Below are 20,317 nucleotides of genomic sequence, written 5' to 3'. Positions count from 1 at the left end.
CAACAAAAGTACCAACAGTTGATGGCTTCTTGCCACGATGGATCGGTAGCTGCGGCTTTCGAGTGACCTGACCGCATGCCGTTCTATCGTTTGTTTATCTACTGTTTAACTTGCTTCGAAAATACGTCGCCGTTTCCGGGTCAGTACAGTAAAGGAAGCAGCCTTTGAGTCCACGAGTCATTAGAGTGCGATACGTGTTCTTGATGATGCGATCTGCATCGGCCGCTGTTTCTTTTGGCTGCTCCTTGAACCGCTTTTTATAGCCTCTGATTGTTTGGTCCATGGAGGAACGCTTAGTTGCATCCGTGACTACCTTGCCGTCTCGGACGATCAGGTCTGGGCCAATGATGACGCCGATGTAGTCGACCTCCAGTCCCTGACATGTGTGGATGCATCCAACCTGCTTGATGGAGTCAGGGGCGATGATCCAAACGTTGCTGTTAATAGCCAGATTCCACTGCCGCCGGTAGTTCTCGCCAATAACAATGTCCATTCGGCTGGTGTCTTTCTGGCTGTTCCATGGCCAGCAATAGCCGGCGACGACCCGCGCACGATTGCGACCGTTTCTCTGCTCCACGGCTGCGTGCAGTTCTTCCGGAGCATCGAAGACTTTGAATTCGAAGCCTTCTGTATCGAGATAGGAGTTCGCGGTTTCGCGAATCCCCAGAGTGTTGTCGAGCCAGGCTATATATCCTTCCGAGCCGCTGCAGCGGAACTGCGATGTCAATTCAAACTCATGGATCTCGGCGCCTTTATCTGCCGCCCATTGCCTGATTTGTTCCTTGGAGCCAATGTCGCGGAAAGTGACACGCTGGTCTTCATCGATGAAGAAGACGGTGCATTTGCCCGCATTGATGAGCTCCTTCATCTGGTTCTCACCCCTGTTCTTGTAAACGCCGCTCTTGTCGGTGAGTCGGTGTGCTTCATCTACAAGCAACAGGTCAAAGGTGTCTCGCTCTACATCGTGGAAGCTGTCGGAACCGCAAAACAAGCTATCAAAGCGAGTCTTGGTCATGGCTCCTGAAAGCTTGGCCTTGTAAACATGGCGCGGCGCGGCATTCTTAGAGACATACTTGATCGCCAGTCCGGCCTTGAGAAGTTTGACCATAAGATTGATCGCGACAAGCGTTTTTCCTGTGCCTGGGCCACCCTCAACGATGATGACTTTGTGCTTGCCAGGGGCTGCTGCAAGTGCAAGGGCCTTTATGCTCTCAAAGACAAGTTTTTGGGCGTCGATGAGGGCAAGTTCGCTGTTGCCGCTGAGTAATTTGTTGAGATCGTCAGTGAGGGCTTTAGACGCGCCGATTCGGCTACAAATCAGCTGTCGCAGGACGGACTGATTGTCTCCTTGTTGAATGCGCGCACTCAGAAAAGACTGAAAGCTCTCTCGCTCTCCCATGCCCTTCCTAAAGAGAGGGGCGAGGTGGGTGTACACCTTGAAGCGCTCATCGAGAAGCTCTGGATCTGAATCGGGGTAGTTGTGCAGAAAGGCGCATGGCAGGACTTTGATATCCCCAGACGACACCGCGTCGTTGAATCCCTCAAAGAGCGTCGCATAAGACCAGGCTTGGTAAGAAGGATGAGGTGCCTCCTTCAGTCCACCCCCAAGATGCGTCAATACTACGGCATCCTTTTCGGTGAGCTTGATAGAACTCCACTGTTTGAGCTCGACGATGATGACGGTCTTCAGTCCATTCGCGTCGTATCCACTGAGCACGAAATCGATACGGCTATTCGATTGCGGTGCAAACAATTCGATGCCGACGCCGGCGGTTTCGGGAATCCGCTCATCCCGCAATACCTTAGCCATCTCCTGCAGCGAGTTTTTCCAGGACATTTTCTCTTGGGAGCTAACTTTCCTCCCAGTCGTGGCGTGGAATCTGTCCTCGACGACGTCTTCAATGTACCGATCAGAATCGATTAGGAACTGACGTTTATCCGCTCGGTAGACCAGGAGGTGGGTCGGGTTTGTGGTCGACATCTATATCTCGGTGTATTTCTTGCTGGAGCCGCGAGATTTCTCGGCGGGATACCTTTCAGCATTGCGCCGCAACTTCTGAGTGGCGGCTTCGTTCAGATCCACTCCGAGCACGTCCGCTAGACGGACTAGATACAGAAGAACATCGGCAAGCTCTTCACGGACTTTAACTTCCGTGGCGGGATTTGTTCCTGCAGCGCGGGAGGCTTCTTCGGTCATCCACTGAAAAATCTCGTTTAGCTCACCAACCTCACCGGACAAGGCCATCACCAGATTCTTTGGTGAGTGGAATTGGAGCCAGTCACGTTCGATGGCAAAGGCTTCCAACTCGGCTGCCAGTCTCTTGGTCTCCACCAGGGGTAAGGGGGTGGTGTCTGACGAGGGAGGGCTCATGGTATGGCTCTTTGTGTGGTGCGGCGGTGGCTATTATGCATTTGCAAGGGCCGCGTATGCGGCTCAGTGAAGGCCCTCCATCCAGCGCCTCTGCTCGAGAAGTGTGAGCTGAGCGGGTCATGCGAGCCAGAACGGTGAGCGGGGCAGGCCGTATGGCCAACATTGATTTGCCCTGGCTGAGTTAGAGGCTTTAGGCTTCAGTACGGAACGGGGACGGGGGGCTGTGATGCCTAAGGCTATTCAAGGGATGATTATCGCGCTGGCACTGGCGGGCGGCGGGTTGGCCTGGCGCCTGATTTACCTCCATTACGCGACCGAAACGATCAACCAGGCTCTCGCTGACGTTTCGCGGCAGCAGATAGAACTGGCTCGAAAGCAGCAAGAGCAGGTACTGGAGGCGCAGCGCGTGCGTCAGCAAGAGGCGGCGACGTTGGCCGAACAGCGAAAGCAAGCGCTTCAACTGGCGCCAGAAGAGCAATGCATCGGCGGAACGGTCATACAGGTCAGCGGAAATGTTTATACGCAAGTTGCCGGACTTGGTGGCCGGCCACAAGCCTGTGCAGGCCGCCAACGCGTCGATCTGCGTTAGCAATGGTCGTGCCCCGGTTGCGGACTGGGTGAAGCACTGTCGTAGGAGCCTCCATGAATTTTGAGATCGGTGCCCTCTACAACCGGACCAAGGACATTCACGACGTCTTCGGCGGGCAAAGACAGGGTGGCATTTCAACGCCAGGTGAGTCTGAATTCATTTTCCTGTTCACCGGAGAGGCAGGGAAGGCGCACGGGTATGATGATTTCGCTGACGAGGAGGGCTTTCATCTTTATGGCGAAGGACAATCTGGCGACATGCAGTTCGTGCGGGGCAATCTTGCAATTCGAGATCACGGGCGTAACGGCAAGCGACTTCTACTTTTCCAGTCGCTAGGCAAGAGTCGGCCCTACCGATATCTCGGTGAACACGGGTTAGTACGCACGGACATAGTTGATGCACCTTCGACTTCAAGGGGTATTCAGCGAAAAGCTATCGTTTTCCTGCTTCAGCGTGTCGCGGCTGATGAGGAAACCGTGCAGGAACAGTCTGCTGAGCCGCGGGTGTGGCTAGATCTTAGTTTTGGGGCCACGTCGGCCTTGAGGATGCGCGAGGTTCGCACAAAGCAGGCACTCTTCCGTGACCATGTATTACGTGTGGAGAAGGGTTGTCGGATCACTGGAATTCAGGACCTTCGCTTCCTTAGGGCAAGTCATATAAAACCGTGGTCTAAGTGTGAGATCGGGCGAGAGCGTATCGATGGTGATAACGGTCTGTTGCTCGCCCCGCATGTTGATCACCTTTTCGATCAAGGGTGGATCTCGTTCGAGAACAGCGGAAAGCTGATTCTTTCCCCATTCCTTCCCATGGACGTGTTGGCAGCCCTTGGCATCGAGCCCGACCTGATTAAAAAGAAGTCGTTCAATCGACGACAGTGTGAATACCTGAAGTTCCATCGTCTGAATGTCTTCAGAAGACAGGCGGCGCCAGATCGTACGCACAATGGTGGGGCGGAAGAGCTGGAATCAATGGGGTAAGTCTCCGGTGATCGTGTTGCTAGTCGAGGAAGATCAAGCCGGCACTCGCTGGCCAGGAATTCTGAGATTGATCATTCATAAAAAGTAATCGAGAGGTCGTGCAAGGATATGTTTCATGAAACCACGGGAACCGGCGCGGGTGAAGGCGTCAGTAGCGCTCAGGGTGCACTGGTCAATTTTATTCATCTGAGCGATTTGCACGTAGGCATATCGTCGGCCGGTTGGCTGTGGCCTGCCATTCGTAGTGCATTCCTTGCCGATCTGAGGGTGGTTCTGCACGAGGCGGGGCCGCCAGATGTAGTTGTGTTCTCGGGAGACTTGGCGCAAAAGGCATCCGAACAGGAATATCTAGAGCTGCGAGATATCCTCGAAGAATTATGGCGGGTATTTGCCGAGTTTGGGGCGAACCCCGTCTTGGTTCCGGTGCCAGGAAATCACGACCTTCTACGACGGCCAGGTGCAGATCCTGTGGTCCTGGCAATGAAAGAATGGTGGTCGCGGCCTGAGGTTCAAGAAGCATTTTGGGATCCAAAGATCCCTGCGTACCGCGAATTTGTTGAACAGTCGTTCAAAAATTACCAGGCATTTTGCGATTCGCTGGCAAGTTCGAGCGTTCGAGTCCCCGAAAATATCAAGCGAGGTGTTGTTCCAGGCGATATCTCGGTAGAGCTGAACGTCCGCGGAAATATTGTGGGGATCGTTGGACTAAATAGTGCCTGGCTTCAGGTCAATGACGAGGATTACAAGGGGCGTCTTCATATTGATCCTCGCCAGCTCATGGGTGTTGTGGATGGTGATCCGGATGGTTGGTGCCGCAGGCATGCGGCCAATTTTGTGGTGACACATCACCCTACGTCTTGGCTTCACCCGGAGAGCGAAAGAGCATGGCGAGCCGAAATTCATTGCGGCGCTCGCTTCGATTGCCATTTGTTTGGCCATATGCACGAGCCCCAGTCCATCAGCGTCTCAGAGGGTGGGCATGAAGGAAGGCGACTTATACAAGCTGCCTCTCTATTCGGTCTTGAGTGGATAGGCAATCAGAGGGCAAAGCGCATTCATGGTTATTGCGTGGGGCAGCTATTTCTCTCTGATCAGAAGAGAAGGCTGCGACAGTGGCCGCGACACGATGTGCTTGGCACGGATGGTGTTCGTAAGGTAGTTCCGAACCTTCAGTTCAATCTAACCGACTATAGGTACTTCGACATTGACTACAGCGGCATCGTCGAAGAGCCCAGAGCGAGCCAGACAAGCACAGACATTTCGATTTATAGCGATCGGAAGGCTCTCGATACGCTGCGCCGAACGCTGCCTTCTTCAGAGGCGGCTAGGTATGTTCGAAAGATCGAACAAGAGACGTGCCTGGAGAGTCTGGAAAAGCGAAGGCTCGTCTGGATTGCGTCGGACTGGGGGCTGGGGGCTGACGAATTTCTGGCCGAACTTGTGGGCAAATCGTCCGGAGGCAACAGTTCTGTCTATCAATTGGATCTTGGCGCTTATGGAAGTAGGGAAGAGATGCTGGCTGGTGTCAGAAGGGATTTTGGCCTGACGTTTCAGCAGCTATGCGAGTGCATCTCGCAGGAGCCAGACTGCTTTCTAGTTTTCGACGACGTGGTGCTCGAGGATGATTCTCGTGCGACCGACAACTCTTATCTTCTCGCAATCTCGGAAATTGCGGAGGGCGTACTTGAGTATTGCCCAAATGTTAGGTTGGTGATCAGGTCAAGACGCAATCCAGTTCAAACGAAGATCAATGTTGTCGAGTTGACGTCGCTCGATGATGTGGATGCCATGATCTACATCAAGAATCACCCGCGAGGTGGGCGTGACCTAGCTACGGATAATTTCGTCCGAAAGATCTGCAGCTATACGGACGGTATGCCGTCGCGCATCGATTCTGCACTGGATGATGTCCAGGTGGTCGGCCTTGAGGGGCTACACTTGGCGAACCCCGACGTATCGGGCAAGGCTGCGCTGCATCTTCCGCCTCCTCCAGGATTGGCCGAGACGATTGCAAAGCTCGAGCAGAGCGATGACCCTGGAGCACTCCGCGCTTTTCGATTGCTCGCAGTGCTCTCGATGTTCCCCCGTGGGGAGTACCTAGAATCTGTCAGGCGATTCGACGGCGCCAATCCCTTTCATCCACAAGACGCTCGTCGATTGATCGATCTTGCACTGGTTGATACCGGCGAGATTACGAGCATTGGGGGTTCCGAATCAGCCGGCTCTGCTAAAGCACTCATTGTCCGACGCCCAGTACGCGAGTTTCTCATCGCCCATTTGTCGCCTGAAACGGTTCAGCGACTGAATCGTCAAGCGCTCTCCCTGTACTTTGGTGCAAATTGGAACGCAGGCGCGATCAAGCCGCCGAGAGATGCGCGATTCGATGAGCGCTCCTGCGAAAACTGGAAGATCGACAATGCGACATTGTTGGTCATGCGCGAGGCAAGCGAAGCAATTGCAGCAGGTGTAAACACTCGTATATCTAGTGCGGCAACGCTTGCGCAGTCGTTTTGTATAGCTCTCATGAATGGGGACCACTTTGGCGGCCTGATAACTGCCGCGAGAGAGTTGCTAGCCATTTACAAGGACGTCTCTGGTCACGACAGTCGCCTGGATCTTATTAAATCTATGCTTGGTCGTGCCTTGAGGATGAGCGGCTATTGGGACGAAGCTCGCAACGTGTTGAAGGAGCTCGGTGATAGCGGACTTCCAAAAGCGATGAAGAGGAAGAACCTGCTTAATCTGGCAATGTCCAGTGAATCTCTTGGAGAGATTGACGATGCAAAACTATACGCGAAGCAGTGCATCGAGCTGGACAAGAATTCGCGCGAGGCAATGCACTCTAAGGCGATAATTCTCGAGCAAACGACGGTAAATGACCCGGACCGAAAGGCCAAGCTATTGCGGCTTGCCCAGGCCGCGAGGAGGCGGAAATGTAACGTCCTGGCCAATAATCTATTGGTGACGTGCATGAATGAAAGTGATGATGCTGCTGAGTGGCATTCGCTCGCTGAACAAGTCATTGCGAACGCTGCAGAGCATGACGATCAACACAACGCTATGCGAGTTGTCCTCCGACTTTGCCAAAGAACTGTGAGCAAGAATCAGCCGTTGGAGATGGCAGATCTTTCAAGGGTGATTGAGGCTTATCAATACCTGCTCAACGAATCTATGGACCCATTGTTCGGTATGGCACATAAAGTATTGTGGAAGCACTTCTCCCTTGTCGGAGATACGGAGAACTTGCTTCGACTCTTTAGGTATAGCTCGTTCAAGTGGCAGTTGCGTGGGCGGAGTGGAGCAGACCTCGAATATGCAGCCGAGGTAATTGGGCTACTAGGGGACAAGTTAAGGTCTGGCTTCATTCGTTCGACGCGCGAAGTCGCTTACCTCATCGTTCGTTCTGGGCATACGATGAAGCTTCTTCCGAGTTCTTGACCCTTTCGTACTCAATTGAGATCGGCCCTCGTCCTTGATTTCTGCCGCGCTCGCTGCTTGAGGCTGATTCGTGGTGGCGCGGCTCACGGTGAGTGCGCAACCTTCTGTTGATTCGGGCTCGGCAAGTAGTAAACATAAAACGGCTTATTGGCGGCCCCCCCACAACTGATGGACGGCGGTGTCTGCGCCCCCGCAGAGGGTACGGCTGCAGGAAGGACCCATCTATTGAGTGCGCCGCCAGTTCGTTGCCGATGCGCCTTCGTTGCTATGGATCGGGGATTGCGGGGAGACCGGGGAAACGCTGACTGACGCCATTTGCGGTTCCCCGGTCGCTCCCCAACGATTGAGTCGTGGGGAGGGTAGGGTGACGGCACCAACCTTGGCGCTCGGCCTTATAGATCCAATGCCCAGAGCTTCGAATTGATTTGGTACACCCGAGTGTTTCGGCGATCCGGTAAGAGCACCTTCCTTTCCAGTCGGCCATCGCCGCCTAGGCGCAGGGCACCGTGCTCAGCAAGTGCAGATGCCACTGCCTTGTAATCGAAGCCCTTGGCTACCTCGCGCCGAAAGGCTTCAACTTCCACGAAATATTCGGGACCTTCGTCTGCATCCCTGCGGAACCCTGCCTTGTTGATTGTGCGTGGCGTCTTTTCGTCGATGTACCACGGCGTGAAGCGCGATTCGCCGTGGGTATCGAGAAATGCTTTTACTTGCCTCAGCATGGCGATTGGCTCCGCGTTGCCCTTCGTGCCCCTTGCAGCTAACCATGCATCAAAACAGACCCGCGTGGCGCTCTCGGCTTCTGGGAGGGTCCATCCAGTCAGTCCGAATTGCGTTGCAAGGGTGGCAGCCGCTGCGATGAGTGCAAATCGTTGAGCGACTCGACGTACTTGGCGGTCAACGGTGTCACCGATAAGCTGGCATGCGATGCGGTCGCGCGTAGAAAGGAGTTGTTCGCGCGCCGATGCAAGATCTACTGCCAGTTTCTCTAGAAACGCTGGTAGGGCATGACCGTAGTGAGTTGCCGCTGCCATCTTGAGTTGATCCGCAAACACACCTGGCGCAGTTCCCTCCGGGGTCAGGTCGAGTAACCCAAGCCCCTTGCCTGCGTCTGCAGGTAGATCGATAACCCGTACCTCTTGGCCGGCTCGAACCGTACGCCCGGCTTGCGCAATCAAGTCGCTGAGGCTGACCTCGCCAGAAGACAGAAACAATAACCGCCACCGAGCTGCTGCCTTGGCATCTCCGCGACGGTTTGCACGGCCTTTACCTTGTCCGTTGCCAAGCATGTACGCGACCTCGCCGGCTTTTCGGGGATCAAGCTGCCCTATCTCGTCGAGGATCAGAAGCAAATCGGAGTGCAATGGCGCCACACCTTCTAGGGCGTTGTCGGTTTGTCGCCAGGTTCGAACAAATTCTGGCCTCCCGAAGAGTGACGCGGCGACTTGAAGCGCCGTAGTCTTGCCGACACTCGAACCACCTCGCAGGTGCAGGCCGCCGCCCTCGATACCCAGCAACCCGAGACAGGGACCAGCAAAACCTGCAGAGATTGCGAGTACGAGACGACTGTTACCGGCGCAGGGTTTGGCGACATACGACCGCCAGCCGTCCAGAGTGCCTCCACTGGCTAGGGCGATACCCTCTAATGACGTGGCTTGATAAATCACGGACGCCTTGCCCGCGTTGTATGTTTTGTCTGGCAGCACGAAGGCATCACCATGCCATCCAGTGCGCGCAACGCACAAAGCGGTCTCAGTGACCTCAATCTTTTGGATGTATCGGTTCAAGTGCTGACGTCGGCGCGTGTCGGGGTCGATAGTCAAGCCGAGCCTCAATAGTTCTGAACGCACCTCAGTGCCGTCGCTTGCCAGCATGGACATCGGCATGGCCCAGCGGTGCTCACGACCGTCACGGTCAGAGAAGACCAGAAGCCGCCCCCAGTCTGAGCCCACGCTGTTGCGGGTGTTCGCCTGGACTAGTAGCGGCTCGCATATCCATTCGGGCTGCTTTTCCGTTCCCTCATCGTCAATGCCGATCCAGTACACGCCTGGATCACGATCTGTTCCGTTGGTGACAAGCTCGTAGCGGCCGCCACTGATGTGCCTCCCCGCCGCTACGCGGCCCTTGGGGAAGCGCTGGGAAGCGCTGAAGGCGTGAGGTGCGGAGGGCTCCCCGAGTTCCCCGCGCTTCCCAGAAGAACTAGTTAGGTCTTGGTCCATGAGCCATGCCAGCTCACGGGACGCCCGATCTTCAAGACTGCGGATGGACGGGGGCAACGAATGGTTCACTCCAATCATGCGAGTACCTCCCGAGCAGCGTCGATTCGGCGAGCAGCTATGGCAACACGATCCGCGTCCGCATTGCTGAGGATGCCGCCATCTGCCAGGTCGCGAGCAGCCAGCGCAGTGATTTTCGCCTCACGGCTAAGGACGCCAAGAGCGGCTGTCCATGCGTGGCGCCTGAACGCCTCACGGGCTTCTCGATTCACTACAGCCGTTTGGGACAACTGCTCTGGATAAAGGTCGGCGAGAGTGAGACCCAGCCGGCCGAGAATACCGGGGGTATCCTGGCAGGCAAAACAATGCAGCAGGATACGACCGTCACTGGATTCGGAGATTGCCAGAGAGCTCTTCGCATTTGCGTGGTCATTGGGACAGTTGGCGCGCCATCCCGAAGGACTGCGCCGGACATTGTCGAGCCGGTTTAGCAGCAAGGACACACCCATCAGCGCATCTCCATCAGGGAGAGCACGGCAGACTCGAAGCTCAAGCCCGCTTTCCGATGGTGGAAGTCGACGATATCTCCCTGCTGGTCGCATGCGAAGCAACGCCAATGGCGTTCAGCGCCGCGAAGATCTACCTTCAACGCTCGGTGGCGGTCTCCGCAAAAGGGGCAGTGTCCTTCTATCCCTCCCGGGTATGTGCGACGTAGAGCCCGCAACTCGCTGGGGTAGTAATCCATCGGTCGCGGAAGGCGTTTGCGCCAGTTACGGGGAAGAGTGGATTCATTGATTGTGCGGAAAGTCATGCCGCCTCCTGTTCATTGCGGGCGGCAACTTGAGCGGCACACCATTGCTGTATCTCTGCCTCCACCCAAGCGGCAGTTGCCTCGCCAAGCTTCACCGATTGGGGGAAGTGGCCAGATGCACACAGACGGTATATTTGAGAGCGGGATAGGCCTGAAGTGCGAATCACTTCTGGCAGTCGGATAAAGCGAATGTTGGTGGTGAGTGTTGCCATGCCTTTTGCTACCTCAGGTCAGTTCGTCGCAGCTCGTGCTGCGGGGCCTTTGTGTTGAACGACTGGCAGGGTAGACATCGTTGATTTGGATTCCCTCGCGGGGAATTTCCGCCTCATGCAATGCCTTGGCACTCCATGTCGTCCTCTAGATGACCGGGGTAGGCTAGCGGCGTATACGCGACGACTCCTCGCGGGGGATTTCCTCAACTGGGTGGTTAAATGAGCCTCACATCGATTGGCTTGCGGTTCGTCCTTAACGCGGCAGAGATGTGGCGCTTGGATCTGCATCAGGTCAAAGATTTTTCGTGTAGTTTATGGTCGGACTTATTCCCAGCATGTGCCGGCTTAGGCGATGCCTCGCACCGTTGCTCGATTGAACTTGCGGGCGCGTTCGTGGCATTCGTCTTTTTCCATGAAATCATTTCTTCCCTCTCGCGATAGACTTCCTTCCGTCAACGCCATAGGGGATGGGAATGGTCGCTGCAATCATCGCGTTAATCGCCACAATAACCGGCGCGTTTCTCGGTAGCCTGATCGCTGAAGACTATCGGCGCTTCAGGGATGCACAAGGAACCGCAGCGTCGCTATCGGGCGAGCTATCGAGCTACGTTGAAGGGGGACAGGAAATGTTGCGCCTGCTCGGCCTGATGAAAGAGGCGACGGAAGCCGGTACGGTTCTGCCGTTTAAGGAGTTTGAGCCGCCTAAAGACATTCTCTATGAGGCTCAGGCAAAAAATCTCGGACTTCTCGGGGCGGACATGGCGAAAGACGTCGCATATGTCTATCAGCGCATAAACGGTTTCCGCACTGGATATGCAATCCTGACGCGCGCACACAAAGAGCTGAAGCCGAACGAGGTCGCTTCCTCGCTCGCGGCCTGCGAAAGAATGATTAAGGCATCGCAGGACCGTGCTGCTCGGCTACTAAGAAATTTGGATTCGCTCGCCGCTGCTGAATATGAGTGGCCGCGTTTGCCGCGAGTCAAACGCAAGTCAGTCGATCATTAGAGAATTGCCGGCTTAGCGTGGATGCGGCTTGTGTGAATCGTCCTGTGGCGCCTGGTAACGCCGACGTGCTCAGGTGACGAAGGGTATTCTCCTTCAGTGCGTGTCATCACAGGCGATGTGTTGCTCGTCCGTTAGAGTGTGTGGGGATGAATGTGTCCCAGCTCGGCCCTTAGCGCGCGTCGAGCGCATTCGAGGTCATAGTTCTGTTGTAGGTTCATCCAACTTTCGGCATCTGTGCCGAAATAGGTCGCGAGGCGGAGAGCAGTCTGTGCGGTGATGCCACGTTTCTCATTGATAATCTCGTTCATGTGAGCCGGGGTTACGTTGATAGCGTGAGCGAGATGGCCCGACGAAAGGGCCAGTGGCTTCATGAACTCATCGCGGAGGATTTCCCCGGGATGGACGGGGGCGCTTTGGCATTGACCTTGTAAATGTCAATGTCGACAAAGGCCCACGTCGAGTTCAAAAACTCCTCGCGTTCGCGCAAGACTTCGATGCTAGACGGTTCTGGCAGGGCATCCCCACGTTCGATGTAGTCGTCAAGCATCATCGAAATAGCTGTTTTGGCATTGGTGATTGCTTCGTCGATAGTGTCGCCCGCACTGAAGGCGCCGGGTACGTCGGGCACCGAGACTCCATGAGCATTGTTGCGGTCACCAAGTTCGATGACGATCGGATATCGAATCAAGCCTTTACTGGCTGTCATGTCGGGCGACCTTCCGAGATTCGATAAACTGAGACACCTCGCTTTCTGGCCACGCTGAAGTGCGGCCGATTTTCACCGGCGGTGGAAACGATCGCGCACGCACGAGACCATAGAAATGAGTCTTACAGATACCGATGCGTTGAAGCACTTCGGGGAGGCGAACGAGTCGGTCGTGGCCCTGACGACTGTTTGGGTGAAGTTCTAACATGTGCTCTTCCTTCCTTGGAGCGTTGGTGAGGTTTATGCGGTTCGCTTGAACGGGACGATTTGCGCGCCACTTTTGAGGCTTTGGAGATAGTCTGCCCATGCCTGCATCATGCGAGTGCGCTCCTCCAAATATTGAGCGGCGTGGGTGTAAGCGGCGCGTACCTTGTTTGATTCGGCGTGTGCGAGCTGGCGCTCAATCGCATCAGCATTCCAGCCCATCTCGTTTAGTCGAGAGGCAGCCATGCTTCGAAAGCCATGTCCAGTCATTTCCTCTTTGCCGTAGCCCAGGCGGCGTAGGGCCACATTGATTGTGTTCTCGCTCATTGGGCGGCTAGTGGTGCGGACGCCAGGAAAAACGAACCGCCCATTTCCGGTCAAAGGGACCAGCTCGCGCAGGACGTCGATGGCTTGAGTAGAGAGCGGCACTACGTGTGGCGCCTTCATCTTCATACGTTCGCCAGGGATGCGCCAAATTGCATTTTCCAGGTCAAATTCGGACCACTCCGCTTTCCGCAGCTCTCCTGGGCGCACGAATACAAGGGGCGCCAGCTTGAGCGCACACTGCGTTGTGAACTGACCTGAGAACTCCTCGAACGAACGGAGTAGTTCTCCAATTTTTAAGGGGTCGGTGATGGCGGCACGATGAGTTGGCTTTGGCGTCGTAAACAGTCCGCGTAGGCTTGCCGTGAGATCAGTGTGCGTCCGCCCTTCAAGGACGGCCCAGCGAAACACCTGGCCGGCAGTAATCTTGGTTCGACTTGCGGTCTCTCTTTTACCTGTTTCTTCCACCAGCCTGAGAACGTCGCGCAGCTCGATTGCTGTTATCTCGGAAATGGGCCGCAAGCCAATGTGAGGAAAGAGGTACGACTCAAGCCGCCAGCGGTCCTTATTCGCAGTGGTCTCTGCGGTTTCTCCGCGCTTGTCACGCCAGGCCATCCAGTCGCGAGCGACTTTCTCGAACGTATCCGCTTCGATGGCAATCGTTACGGTCAATTGGGCTTTGCGAGCTTTTCGTTCAGCACCTGGGTCGACACCGTTCGCCAGGAGTCGCCGGGCATCCTCTCGACGTTGCCGTGCATCGGCGAGCGTAACGGTCGGGTACACGCCAAGAGCCAACGTTTTCTGTTTGCCGGCAAAGCGATAACTGAGGCGCCAATAGCGGGAGCCATCTGGCTTCAGCAGCAGGTGCATCCCGCCACCATCGGACAGCTTGAGCGGGGTGGCTTTGGGCTTTGTCTTGCGGATGGTGGTGTCTGTCAGCACGTGTTGGTACTTCGCAAGAAGATGCGATGCGATCCTACACAGATACCAGCAGAAGTACCAACAGATACCATCGGATTAAGTGGTTCTCGATGGTACGGGGTGGGATACCCCAGGCATGAAAAAACCCGCATTTATGCGGGTTTTGGGTCTTGCTTGGGTCTCGGTGGTAGTGCCTGAAACCCCTTACTGGTACCGGTGATAGGACTTGAACCTACACTCTGTCGCCAGAAGCGGATTTTGAGTCCGCCGCGTCTACCATTCCGCCACACCGGCATTGCAAGCTGCTCATTATGCCGGGTTCAGTGGACCGGGTCGAGCCCCAATTGACGATCGGAGCGCTGGTACTGGTTGTGGCCCAGCGGCTGGAACACGGCGCAGTGGGTCATGGCGCCCGAGTAGATGTGCAAGCTCACGGCGACGGCGTCGTCGCTGGGGTTGCGGATGGTGTGGTACTCGTGGGGCGGGATCAGGCTGCCGGCGGAGCCGGGGCCGGCCTGGATGGAGCCCACGGGCTGGAAGCAATAGTTGCCGTTCTCGTCGGCCAGGCGCTCGTACTGGACTACTTCCAGCGCGCCGCTCCAAACGCCTTCCACGCACCACATGCCGCAATGGTCGTGGATGGGGGTGCCTTGGCCGGGGCCCCAGGTCATGGCGACCACGGCGTAGCCGTGCTCTTCGCTGCGGTACAGCTCGCGGCGGGCGTAGCGGCCTTCGGCGGTCTCGAATACGCAGTCGGGAAGTTTCACTTCCTGGCCGCGGATGAGGGCGCACAGGCTATTACGCAGGCTGTCCGTGACGGCGCGGGTGGTGTCCTGCGCGACGGCGGCGTCGATGGCGTCGATGAGCTGGCGCGAGCCAGGGAAATCCAGGGTGAGCATGGTGTTCTCGGTAGGTCGTGCTGCCGGGCCATCTTAGCAGCGCCGGCCGGAGGGTGCAGTCGGCCGTTCAGAGTTGGCCGAGAAAGCCGCCAATGGCACGGCTGTAGTTGGGGATGTCGACCAGGAAGGCGTCGTGGCCTTGCGGTGAATCCAGCGCCACGAAGTCGACGGCGGCACCTGCGGCGCGCAGGCCGTCGGCGATCTGCTCCTGCTGTTCCAACGGGAACAGAATGTCGGTGCTGACGCCAATCACCATGGCTTTTTCGATATGGATGCGCTTAAGGCCTTCCATCACGCCGCCGCTGCCGTACTCGCTGATGTCGAACCAGTCGCTGGCGCGCGACAGGTAGAGATAGCTGTTGGGGTCGAAGGTATGCACGAAGCGCTGGGCGTGGCCTTCCAGGTACGACTCCACTTCGAATTCGTGGCCGAACGGGTTGTCACCGCGTTGCTCGGGGTCGAGGCGGATGCGTGCGAAGCGGCCGTTCCATTCCATGGCGGAGCGGTAGGTGATCACGCCGAGCTTGCGCGCGATGCTCATGCCGTCGGTGGGGTAGTTGTCGTCGCTGTACTGGCCATGGTTCCAGTGCGGGTCGAGGCGGATGGCCTCGCGTTGCAGGGAGCGGATGGCGATAGCGAACGGCTGCGCCTGCGGTGCGGTGTCCACGCTGATGTGTGCGCGTACGCTGCCGGGGTGCAACACCATGTAGGCCAGCGCGCTCATGCCACCCATGGAGCAGCCGATAAGGCAGGCCAACTGGTCGATACCAAGGCTACGCACGGCGATATGCGCGGCGTTGGCCACATCTTCCAGCGAGAGTTCGGGGAAATCGAGGCGGTAGGGTTCGTCGGTGGCCGGGTTGGTCGACGCGGCGCAGGTGGAGCCCTTGTCGCTGCCCAGCGAGTTCACGCAGATGACGAACCAGCGCGAGGTATCGATGGCTTTGCCTGGGCCGATCATCGCCTCCCACCAACCGGGCGACGGATCGTCCGCGTTGGACGCGGCGTGTGCGCTGGGCGAGAGGCCGGTGAGAAGAAGCACTGCGTTGTCGCGTGCTTCGCTCAGGGTGCCCCAGGTTTCGTACGCCACGCGGGCTTCGTGCAGCTCACCGCCGCGCTTCATAGCGAAGGGCGAGGGTAGGGCGCAGTAGCGGCGCGCGTCGTTTTCCATGAGTTAGTGAACCTTGTCGATACTGATGCTGATGGGCGTATGCGTGTTGACGTTGATCACGCCGGCATCGCCTTCCAGGTCGCCCGGTTGGGCGATGGCTTGGCCGCTCTTGCTGATGCGGGCACCGACGAACACGCGCGAAGCGGAGGATAGTTTGAGTTGCGGCGTCATGCCCATTCCATCGTTGAGCGTGACGGTGGCGGGCAGGGCGGCGGCGTCCATTTTCGCCACGGCCAGCGGCATCGGCGGGCCCTGGTCGGCACGGGCGTAGACGAACAGTGTGTCACCCCGCACGAGCTTGTCCTTCAGCGAGGGCGACAACGTCACCTTCACTTGCAGCGACGGTTGCGTCGTTTCGGCGGCCGGCGTTTCTGGCGTGGTTTTGCCGCCGTTGGCGCGAGATTCGGCCACAGCGATCTGCTCTTGCACGGCCTTGGCCACGTTAGAGCTGGGATCGAGCTGCGGCTGCAGTTGGCGCCACGTTGCGGCCGCTTCGGTGTACTGATCGTGCTGGAACTGGCTGATGCCGAGCAGCCACAGGCCACGCTGGCTTTGCGGATCAATCTTCACTGCGCGTTCGAGCAACTCCTGCGCGCGTCCTTCGATGCGGTGGTCTTCGCGCAGCAGTGAATCGGCTTCGGCCCAGCCGACCATGGCGACGCTGTTATCGGCATCAAGGCGCAAGACGTGGTCGTAGGCATCGCGTGCGTCGGCGGCCTTGTGCATCACGCTGTAGGTTTGACCCAGAAGCATCCAGCCTTGCTGGTCGTCCGGCTTTTGCGCGAGGTGCGTCTTCAGTTCATCGACGGCTTGATCGATGTTCATGCCGGCGTCGGCCTTGGGCACGCCGTTGAGCGCCACGGGCGTACCCACGGCCAGATAAAGCCCGATGGCGGCGATAGGCAAGCAGAACGCCACAATCATGGCCAGCGCGAATACGCCGCGCGGACGGCCTTGCTGGCGTCCATGATGCACCAACGGCAACAGCACAAGGAGCAGCGCCGCGACGATCATCGCCGCGGCGATCAGATAGAAAGCCAGCCTCACCAGTCGTCCCCTTCATCGGCCGGTTTGTCGTCCGTGGTGGGGGCGCTGGCGGGGCGAGTGCGTCGGCGCACCGTAACCACCACCACGGCCGCACCGGCCAGCAAGATCACCAACGGCCCGAACCACAGCAGCAGCGTGCTGCCTTGCACCGGCGGGTCGTACAACACGAAATCGGAATAGCGGTCGACAAGGTATTGCTTGATCTCCTCGTCGCTCTTGCCTTGTTGCATCAGGTTGAACACTTCGTGCCGCAGATCGCGGGCGAGGTCGGCATTGGAGTCGGCCAAGTTTTCGTTCTGACACACCAAGCAACGCAGTTCGCGCGTGAGGTTCTGAAAGCGAACTTCCTGCGCGTGATCCTTGAAGGGCAGTGGGTCGATGGCCTGGGCAAAGGCGATGAACGCAAACAGACACAGCAACACCAGCAGGAGTGCGCGCCTCATGGTGTTTCCTTCGCCAGGGCGGCGATGGCCGGCTTCAATTCTTTCTCAATCGCTTCCGGCGTCAGCGGCCCGATGCGCTTGTACCGGATGATGCCCTTGCCGTCGACGAGGAAGCTCTCGGGTGCGCCGTACACGCCGAAGTCGATGGCGGTGCGGCCTTCGCGATCCACGATAACCATGTCGTACGGGTTGCCGTGTTGCGCCAGCCAGTTCTTGGCGTCCGCTGCATCGTCTTTGTAGTTGTAGCCGATGACGGGCACGCCGATGGATTTGCCCTGGGCCATCAGCACCGGGTGTTCCTCACCGCAGGCAATGCACCAGCTGGCGAACACGTTGATGAGGTAGGGCTTGCCGAGCAAGGCGTCGCGGCTCACGGTTTGCGTGGGGTCGTCCAGCTTGGGCAGCACGAAGGCCGGCGCGGGTTTGTTGATCAGTGGAGAGGGCACTTCGCGCTGATCGTGCTGGGTGTTCCACCAGATGCCGAAGCCGAACAGCACGACCAGCAGCAGGAAGCCGAAAAAAGGAATCATGCGGCTCATGCGCGCGATTCCTGCAGGGCGGCAGCCGGAACCGTTTCCGTGTCGGGCACGCGCTTGGTGCGGAAGCGGCGGTCGGCGGCAGCGAAAAAGCCGCCCAGCATCATGAACAGGCCGCCGATCCAGATCCAACGGACGAAGGGCTTGTCGTAAAGGCGCAGCGCCCAGGCGCCTTCAGGCTGCTTGGAATCCATCGGCTCGCCCAGCGCCACGTACAAGTCGCGGAACAGGCCGGGGTTGATGGCGGATTCGGTTTGCACCTGGCCGCGCGAATACGTGCGCTTCTGCGGGTGCATCACCGCGACTTCGCTGCCGTTGCGCATGACGGTGACGGTGCCCTGGTCACCTTCCCAGTTCGGGCCCTGTGTGTGCTGCACGCCGTCGAAGCGGAATTGGTAGCCGCCGATGCTTTCGGTCTGGCCCGGGGCCACGCGTACGTCGCGTTCCACGCTGAGTGCGTTGGTAAGCAATACACCGGCGAGGAATACGCCCACGCCGAAATGCGCGAGCAGCATGCCGGCCATTTCCGCGGGGTAACGGCGGCCCGGCGGCATCTCGCGCCAGCGCTTGAACACATAGAGCAGCGTGCCGAAGCCGCACCAGACTGCTGCAGCCGTGCCAGCGATGGCCTTGGTTTCACCGCCCGTAGCGAACGCAGCAGCGATGGCGCAGGCGATGGCGGCGAGGCCTGCACGCCATAGCACCTTTTTCAGCGCTGGCACGTCGCTCTTGCCCCAGCGCAGGTAGGGGCCAAACGGCAGCAGCACGACCACCGGGATCATCAACAGTGTGAACAGGAAACCGAAGTAGGGCGGACCCACGGAGATCTTGCCGAGGTTCAGTGCGTCACCCAGCAATGGGAACAGCGTGCCCAGCAGCACCATGGCCGCCGCTACGGTAAGCATCAGGTTGCCGATCAGGATGGCGGTTTCACGCGACACCACGCTGAAGGGCTTGCCGCCCGCCACCTTCGGCGCGCGCATGGCGTAGAGCAGCAGCGAGCCACCGACCACGACGGCGAGGAAGCAGAGGATGAACAGGCCGCGGCGTGGATCGGAAGCGAAGGCATGCACCGAGGTGAGCACACCCGAGCGCACCAGGAAGGTGCCGAGCAGCGACAGCGAGAACGCAAAGATGGACAGCAGAATGGTCCACGCGCGCAGACCGCCGCGTTTCTCCGTGACTGCCTGTGCGTGGATCAATGCGGCACCAACCAGCCACGGCATGAAGCTCGCGTTCTCCACCGGATCCCAGAACCACCAGCCGCCCCAGCCGAGTTCCGCATAGGCCCACCAACTGCCAGCAACAATGCCGGCGGAAAGGAAAGCCCACGCCACGTTGGTCCACGGGCGCGCCCAGCGCACCCATGCCTGTTCCAGCTCGCCGCCGAGCAGCGCCGCGATGGAGAAGGCGAACGCCACCGAGAAACCGACGTAGCCCATGTAGAGCACCGGCGGATGGAACGTCATGCCCGGGTCTTGCAGCACCGGATTCAGATCGCCGCCATCCGGTGGCATCGGCAGCAGGCGTGCGAACGGATTGGAGGTAAAGATGATGAAGGCAAGAAAGCCCACTGCGACCAGGCCGAGCACGCCGAGCACACGCGCCACGAACACTTCGGGCAGGTTACGGCTGAGCACGGCAAGCGCGAGCGTCCACAGGTTGAGGATGAAGATCCACAACAGCAACGAACCTTCATGCGCGCCCCACACGGCGGCGATGCGGTAGTACCAGGGCAGCGCGAGGTTTGAGTTATCGGCGACGTACTGCACAGAGAAATCGAACGACAGGAACGCTGACACCAGCAGCGCGAAGGCCAGCATGACGAACACCGCTTGCCCCGCCGCCGCTGGACGCGCGATGGCCATCAACGTGCGGCTGCCGCGCCATGCACCGATAAGCGGCAGCACGCCCTGCGCAAAGGCGAGCAGCAGCGCGAGGATCAGCGCAAGTTGGCCGAGTTCGGGCGTCATTGCGGCTTGTCCTGTCCGGCTTCTTCGTTCACCTGTTTGCCCTCGTGAGCCTTGGCCATGGCGTCCTTCAGCTCTTTGGGCATGTAGGTTTCGTCATGCTTGGCCAGCACTTCGGTAGCCATGAAGTGGGCGCTGTCCATGTGGCCGGTGGCGATCACGGATTGGTTGTCGCGAAACAGATCCGGCAGGATGCCGTTGTATTCCACGGGCATCGAACCGCTGGCGTCGACCACGGTGAAGGTGACCTTGAGCGAATCCTTGCTGCGCTGAATGGAGCCGGCCTTGACCATGCCGCCGAGGCGGAAGGTCTTGTAGCTGTTCGCCTGACCCGTCTGCACCTGGCTCGGGGTGAACAGATAATTCATGTTCTGCTGCAGGGCGAACACGATCAGGGCCACCGCGACGACCGCCGCCGCAACGACGAGGAGGACAATAGTGAGTCGGCGCTTGCGTGTAGGGTTCATGCTCATTT

19 protein-coding genes and 1 tRNA gene are annotated in these 20,317 nt (G+C 58.1%); 4 read left to right on the top strand and 16 right to left on the bottom strand.

The features are described 5' to 3' along the window. Positions 1–94 precede the first annotated feature (94 nt). Together DyAD56_RS18420 and DyAD56_RS18415 are read right to left on the bottom strand one after the other, a co-directional pair. Positions 95–1,981, bottom strand: coding sequence for a DUF2075 domain-containing protein (locus DyAD56_RS18420; protein WP_102304304.1), 1,887 nt, complete (start codon positions 1,979–1,981; stop codon positions 95–97). Next, positions 1,982–2,371, bottom strand: a complete 390-nt coding sequence (locus DyAD56_RS18415; RefSeq protein WP_102304303.1) for a nucleotide pyrophosphohydrolase — start codon at positions 2,369–2,371, stop codon at positions 1,982–1,984. 226 nt (positions 2,372–2,597) lie between these two features. Between DyAD56_RS18415 and DyAD56_RS23670 the strand changes: the two genes are divergently transcribed. From DyAD56_RS23670 to DyAD56_RS18400, 3 genes are all read left to right on the top strand, one after another. Continuing rightward, complete coding sequence (locus tag DyAD56_RS23670; protein WP_146010562.1) at positions 2,598–2,960, top strand: hypothetical protein; 363 nt, start codon at positions 2,598–2,600, stop codon at positions 2,958–2,960. 53 nt (positions 2,961–3,013) lie between these two features. Beyond that, entirely contained in the window at positions 3,014–3,937 is a 924-nt protein-coding gene (locus DyAD56_RS18405) for an HNH endonuclease (RefSeq protein ID WP_102304300.1), read from the top strand. A gap of 108 nt (positions 3,938–4,045) precedes the next feature. Then, complete coding sequence (locus DyAD56_RS18400; protein WP_102304299.1) at positions 4,046–7,375, top strand: metallophosphoesterase; 3,330 nt, start codon at positions 4,046–4,048, stop codon at positions 7,373–7,375. Positions 7,376–7,767: 392 nt separating this feature from the next. Here the strand turns inward: DyAD56_RS18400 and DyAD56_RS18395 are convergent, their stop codons facing one another. The 3 genes from DyAD56_RS18395 to DyAD56_RS18380 form a co-directional block, all read right to left on the bottom strand. Then, a complete protein-coding gene (locus DyAD56_RS18395) occupies positions 7,768–9,420 on the bottom strand; it encodes a DUF927 domain-containing protein (protein ID WP_158241383.1) in 1,653 nt (550 codons plus the stop codon). Positions 9,421–9,668: 248 nt separating this feature from the next. Continuing rightward, positions 9,669–10,100: a DNA primase gene (locus DyAD56_RS18390; protein WP_102304296.1), complete on the bottom strand. Its 432-nt coding sequence runs from the start codon at positions 10,098–10,100 to the stop codon at positions 9,669–9,671. Positions 10,101–10,398: 298 nt separating this feature from the next. After that, on the bottom strand, positions 10,399–10,614 hold the full coding sequence (locus DyAD56_RS18380; protein WP_199179035.1) for an AlpA family transcriptional regulator: 216 nt from the start codon (positions 10,612–10,614) through the stop codon (positions 10,399–10,401). Positions 10,615–11,087: 473 nt separating this feature from the next. On the opposite strand from DyAD56_RS18380, the gene DyAD56_RS18375 reads away from it, so the two are divergent. Next, complete coding sequence (locus DyAD56_RS18375) at positions 11,088–11,621, top strand: hypothetical protein (protein WP_102304293.1); 534 nt, start codon at positions 11,088–11,090, stop codon at positions 11,619–11,621. A gap of 131 nt (positions 11,622–11,752) precedes the next feature. Here DyAD56_RS18375 and DyAD56_RS18370 read toward each other — a convergent pair whose 3' ends face one another. The 11 genes from DyAD56_RS18370 to ccmE form a co-directional block, all read right to left on the bottom strand. Next, entirely contained in the window at positions 11,753–11,992 is a 240-nt protein-coding gene (locus DyAD56_RS18370; protein ID WP_102304292.1) for a HigA family addiction module antitoxin, read from the bottom strand. Beyond that, positions 11,989–12,327 carry a type II toxin-antitoxin system HicB family antitoxin gene (locus DyAD56_RS18365; RefSeq protein WP_102304290.1) on the bottom strand — a complete coding sequence of 113 codons (339 nt, stop codon included), beginning with the start codon at positions 12,325–12,327 and terminating at the stop codon, positions 11,989–11,991. Before DyAD56_RS18365 ends, DyAD56_RS18370 begins: the two co-directional genes overlap by 4 nt. 240 nt (positions 12,328–12,567) lie before the next feature. Continuing rightward, the gene (locus DyAD56_RS18355; RefSeq protein ID WP_102304287.1) at positions 12,568–13,797 is read right to left on the bottom strand and encodes an integrase arm-type DNA-binding domain-containing protein; all 1,230 of its coding nucleotides are present in this window, start codon (positions 13,795–13,797) and stop codon (positions 12,568–12,570) included. A gap of 187 nt (positions 13,798–13,984) precedes the next feature. Continuing rightward, positions 13,985–14,070: transfer RNA gene (locus tag DyAD56_RS18350), tRNA-Leu, on the bottom strand. A gap of 26 nt (positions 14,071–14,096) precedes the next feature. Next, a complete protein-coding gene (locus DyAD56_RS18345) occupies positions 14,097–14,675 on the bottom strand; it encodes a cysteine dioxygenase family protein (protein WP_102304285.1) in 579 nt (192 codons plus the stop codon). Positions 14,676–14,742: 67 nt separating this feature from the next. After that, complete coding sequence (locus DyAD56_RS18340) at positions 14,743–15,846, bottom strand: homoserine O-acetyltransferase (RefSeq protein WP_102304284.1); 1,104 nt, start codon at positions 15,844–15,846, stop codon at positions 14,743–14,745. Between the two features lie 3 nt (positions 15,847–15,849). Next, on the bottom strand, positions 15,850–16,893 hold the full coding sequence (locus DyAD56_RS18335) for a tetratricopeptide repeat protein (protein ID WP_102304282.1): 1,044 nt from the start codon (positions 16,891–16,893) through the stop codon (positions 15,850–15,852). Beyond that, complete coding sequence (locus tag DyAD56_RS18330) at positions 16,890–17,336, bottom strand: cytochrome c-type biogenesis protein (protein ID WP_102304281.1); 447 nt, start codon at positions 17,334–17,336, stop codon at positions 16,890–16,892. Before DyAD56_RS18330 ends, DyAD56_RS18335 begins: the two co-directional genes overlap by 4 nt. Beyond that, positions 17,333–17,875, bottom strand: coding sequence for a DsbE family thiol:disulfide interchange protein (locus DyAD56_RS18325; protein ID WP_102304279.1), 543 nt, complete (start codon positions 17,873–17,875; stop codon positions 17,333–17,335). Before DyAD56_RS18325 ends, DyAD56_RS18330 begins: the two co-directional genes overlap by 4 nt. Beyond that, on the bottom strand, positions 17,872–19,845 hold the full coding sequence (locus tag DyAD56_RS18320) for a heme lyase CcmF/NrfE family subunit (RefSeq protein WP_102304277.1): 1,974 nt from the start codon (positions 19,843–19,845) through the stop codon (positions 17,872–17,874). Before DyAD56_RS18320 ends, DyAD56_RS18325 begins: the two co-directional genes overlap by 4 nt. Further along, the gene (gene ccmE, locus DyAD56_RS18315; RefSeq protein ID WP_199179034.1) at positions 19,842–20,309 is read right to left on the bottom strand and encodes a cytochrome c maturation protein CcmE; all 468 of its coding nucleotides are present in this window, start codon (positions 20,307–20,309) and stop codon (positions 19,842–19,844) included. Before ccmE ends, DyAD56_RS18320 begins: the two co-directional genes overlap by 4 nt. Positions 20,310–20,317: the final 8 nt, after the last annotated feature.

The sequence above is a fragment of the Dyella sp. AD56 genome, assembly GCF_002878475.1.
Classification (GTDB): domain Bacteria; phylum Pseudomonadota; class Gammaproteobacteria; order Xanthomonadales; family Rhodanobacteraceae; genus Dyella.
This window is presented reverse-complemented; position numbering and strand designations above follow the sequence as displayed.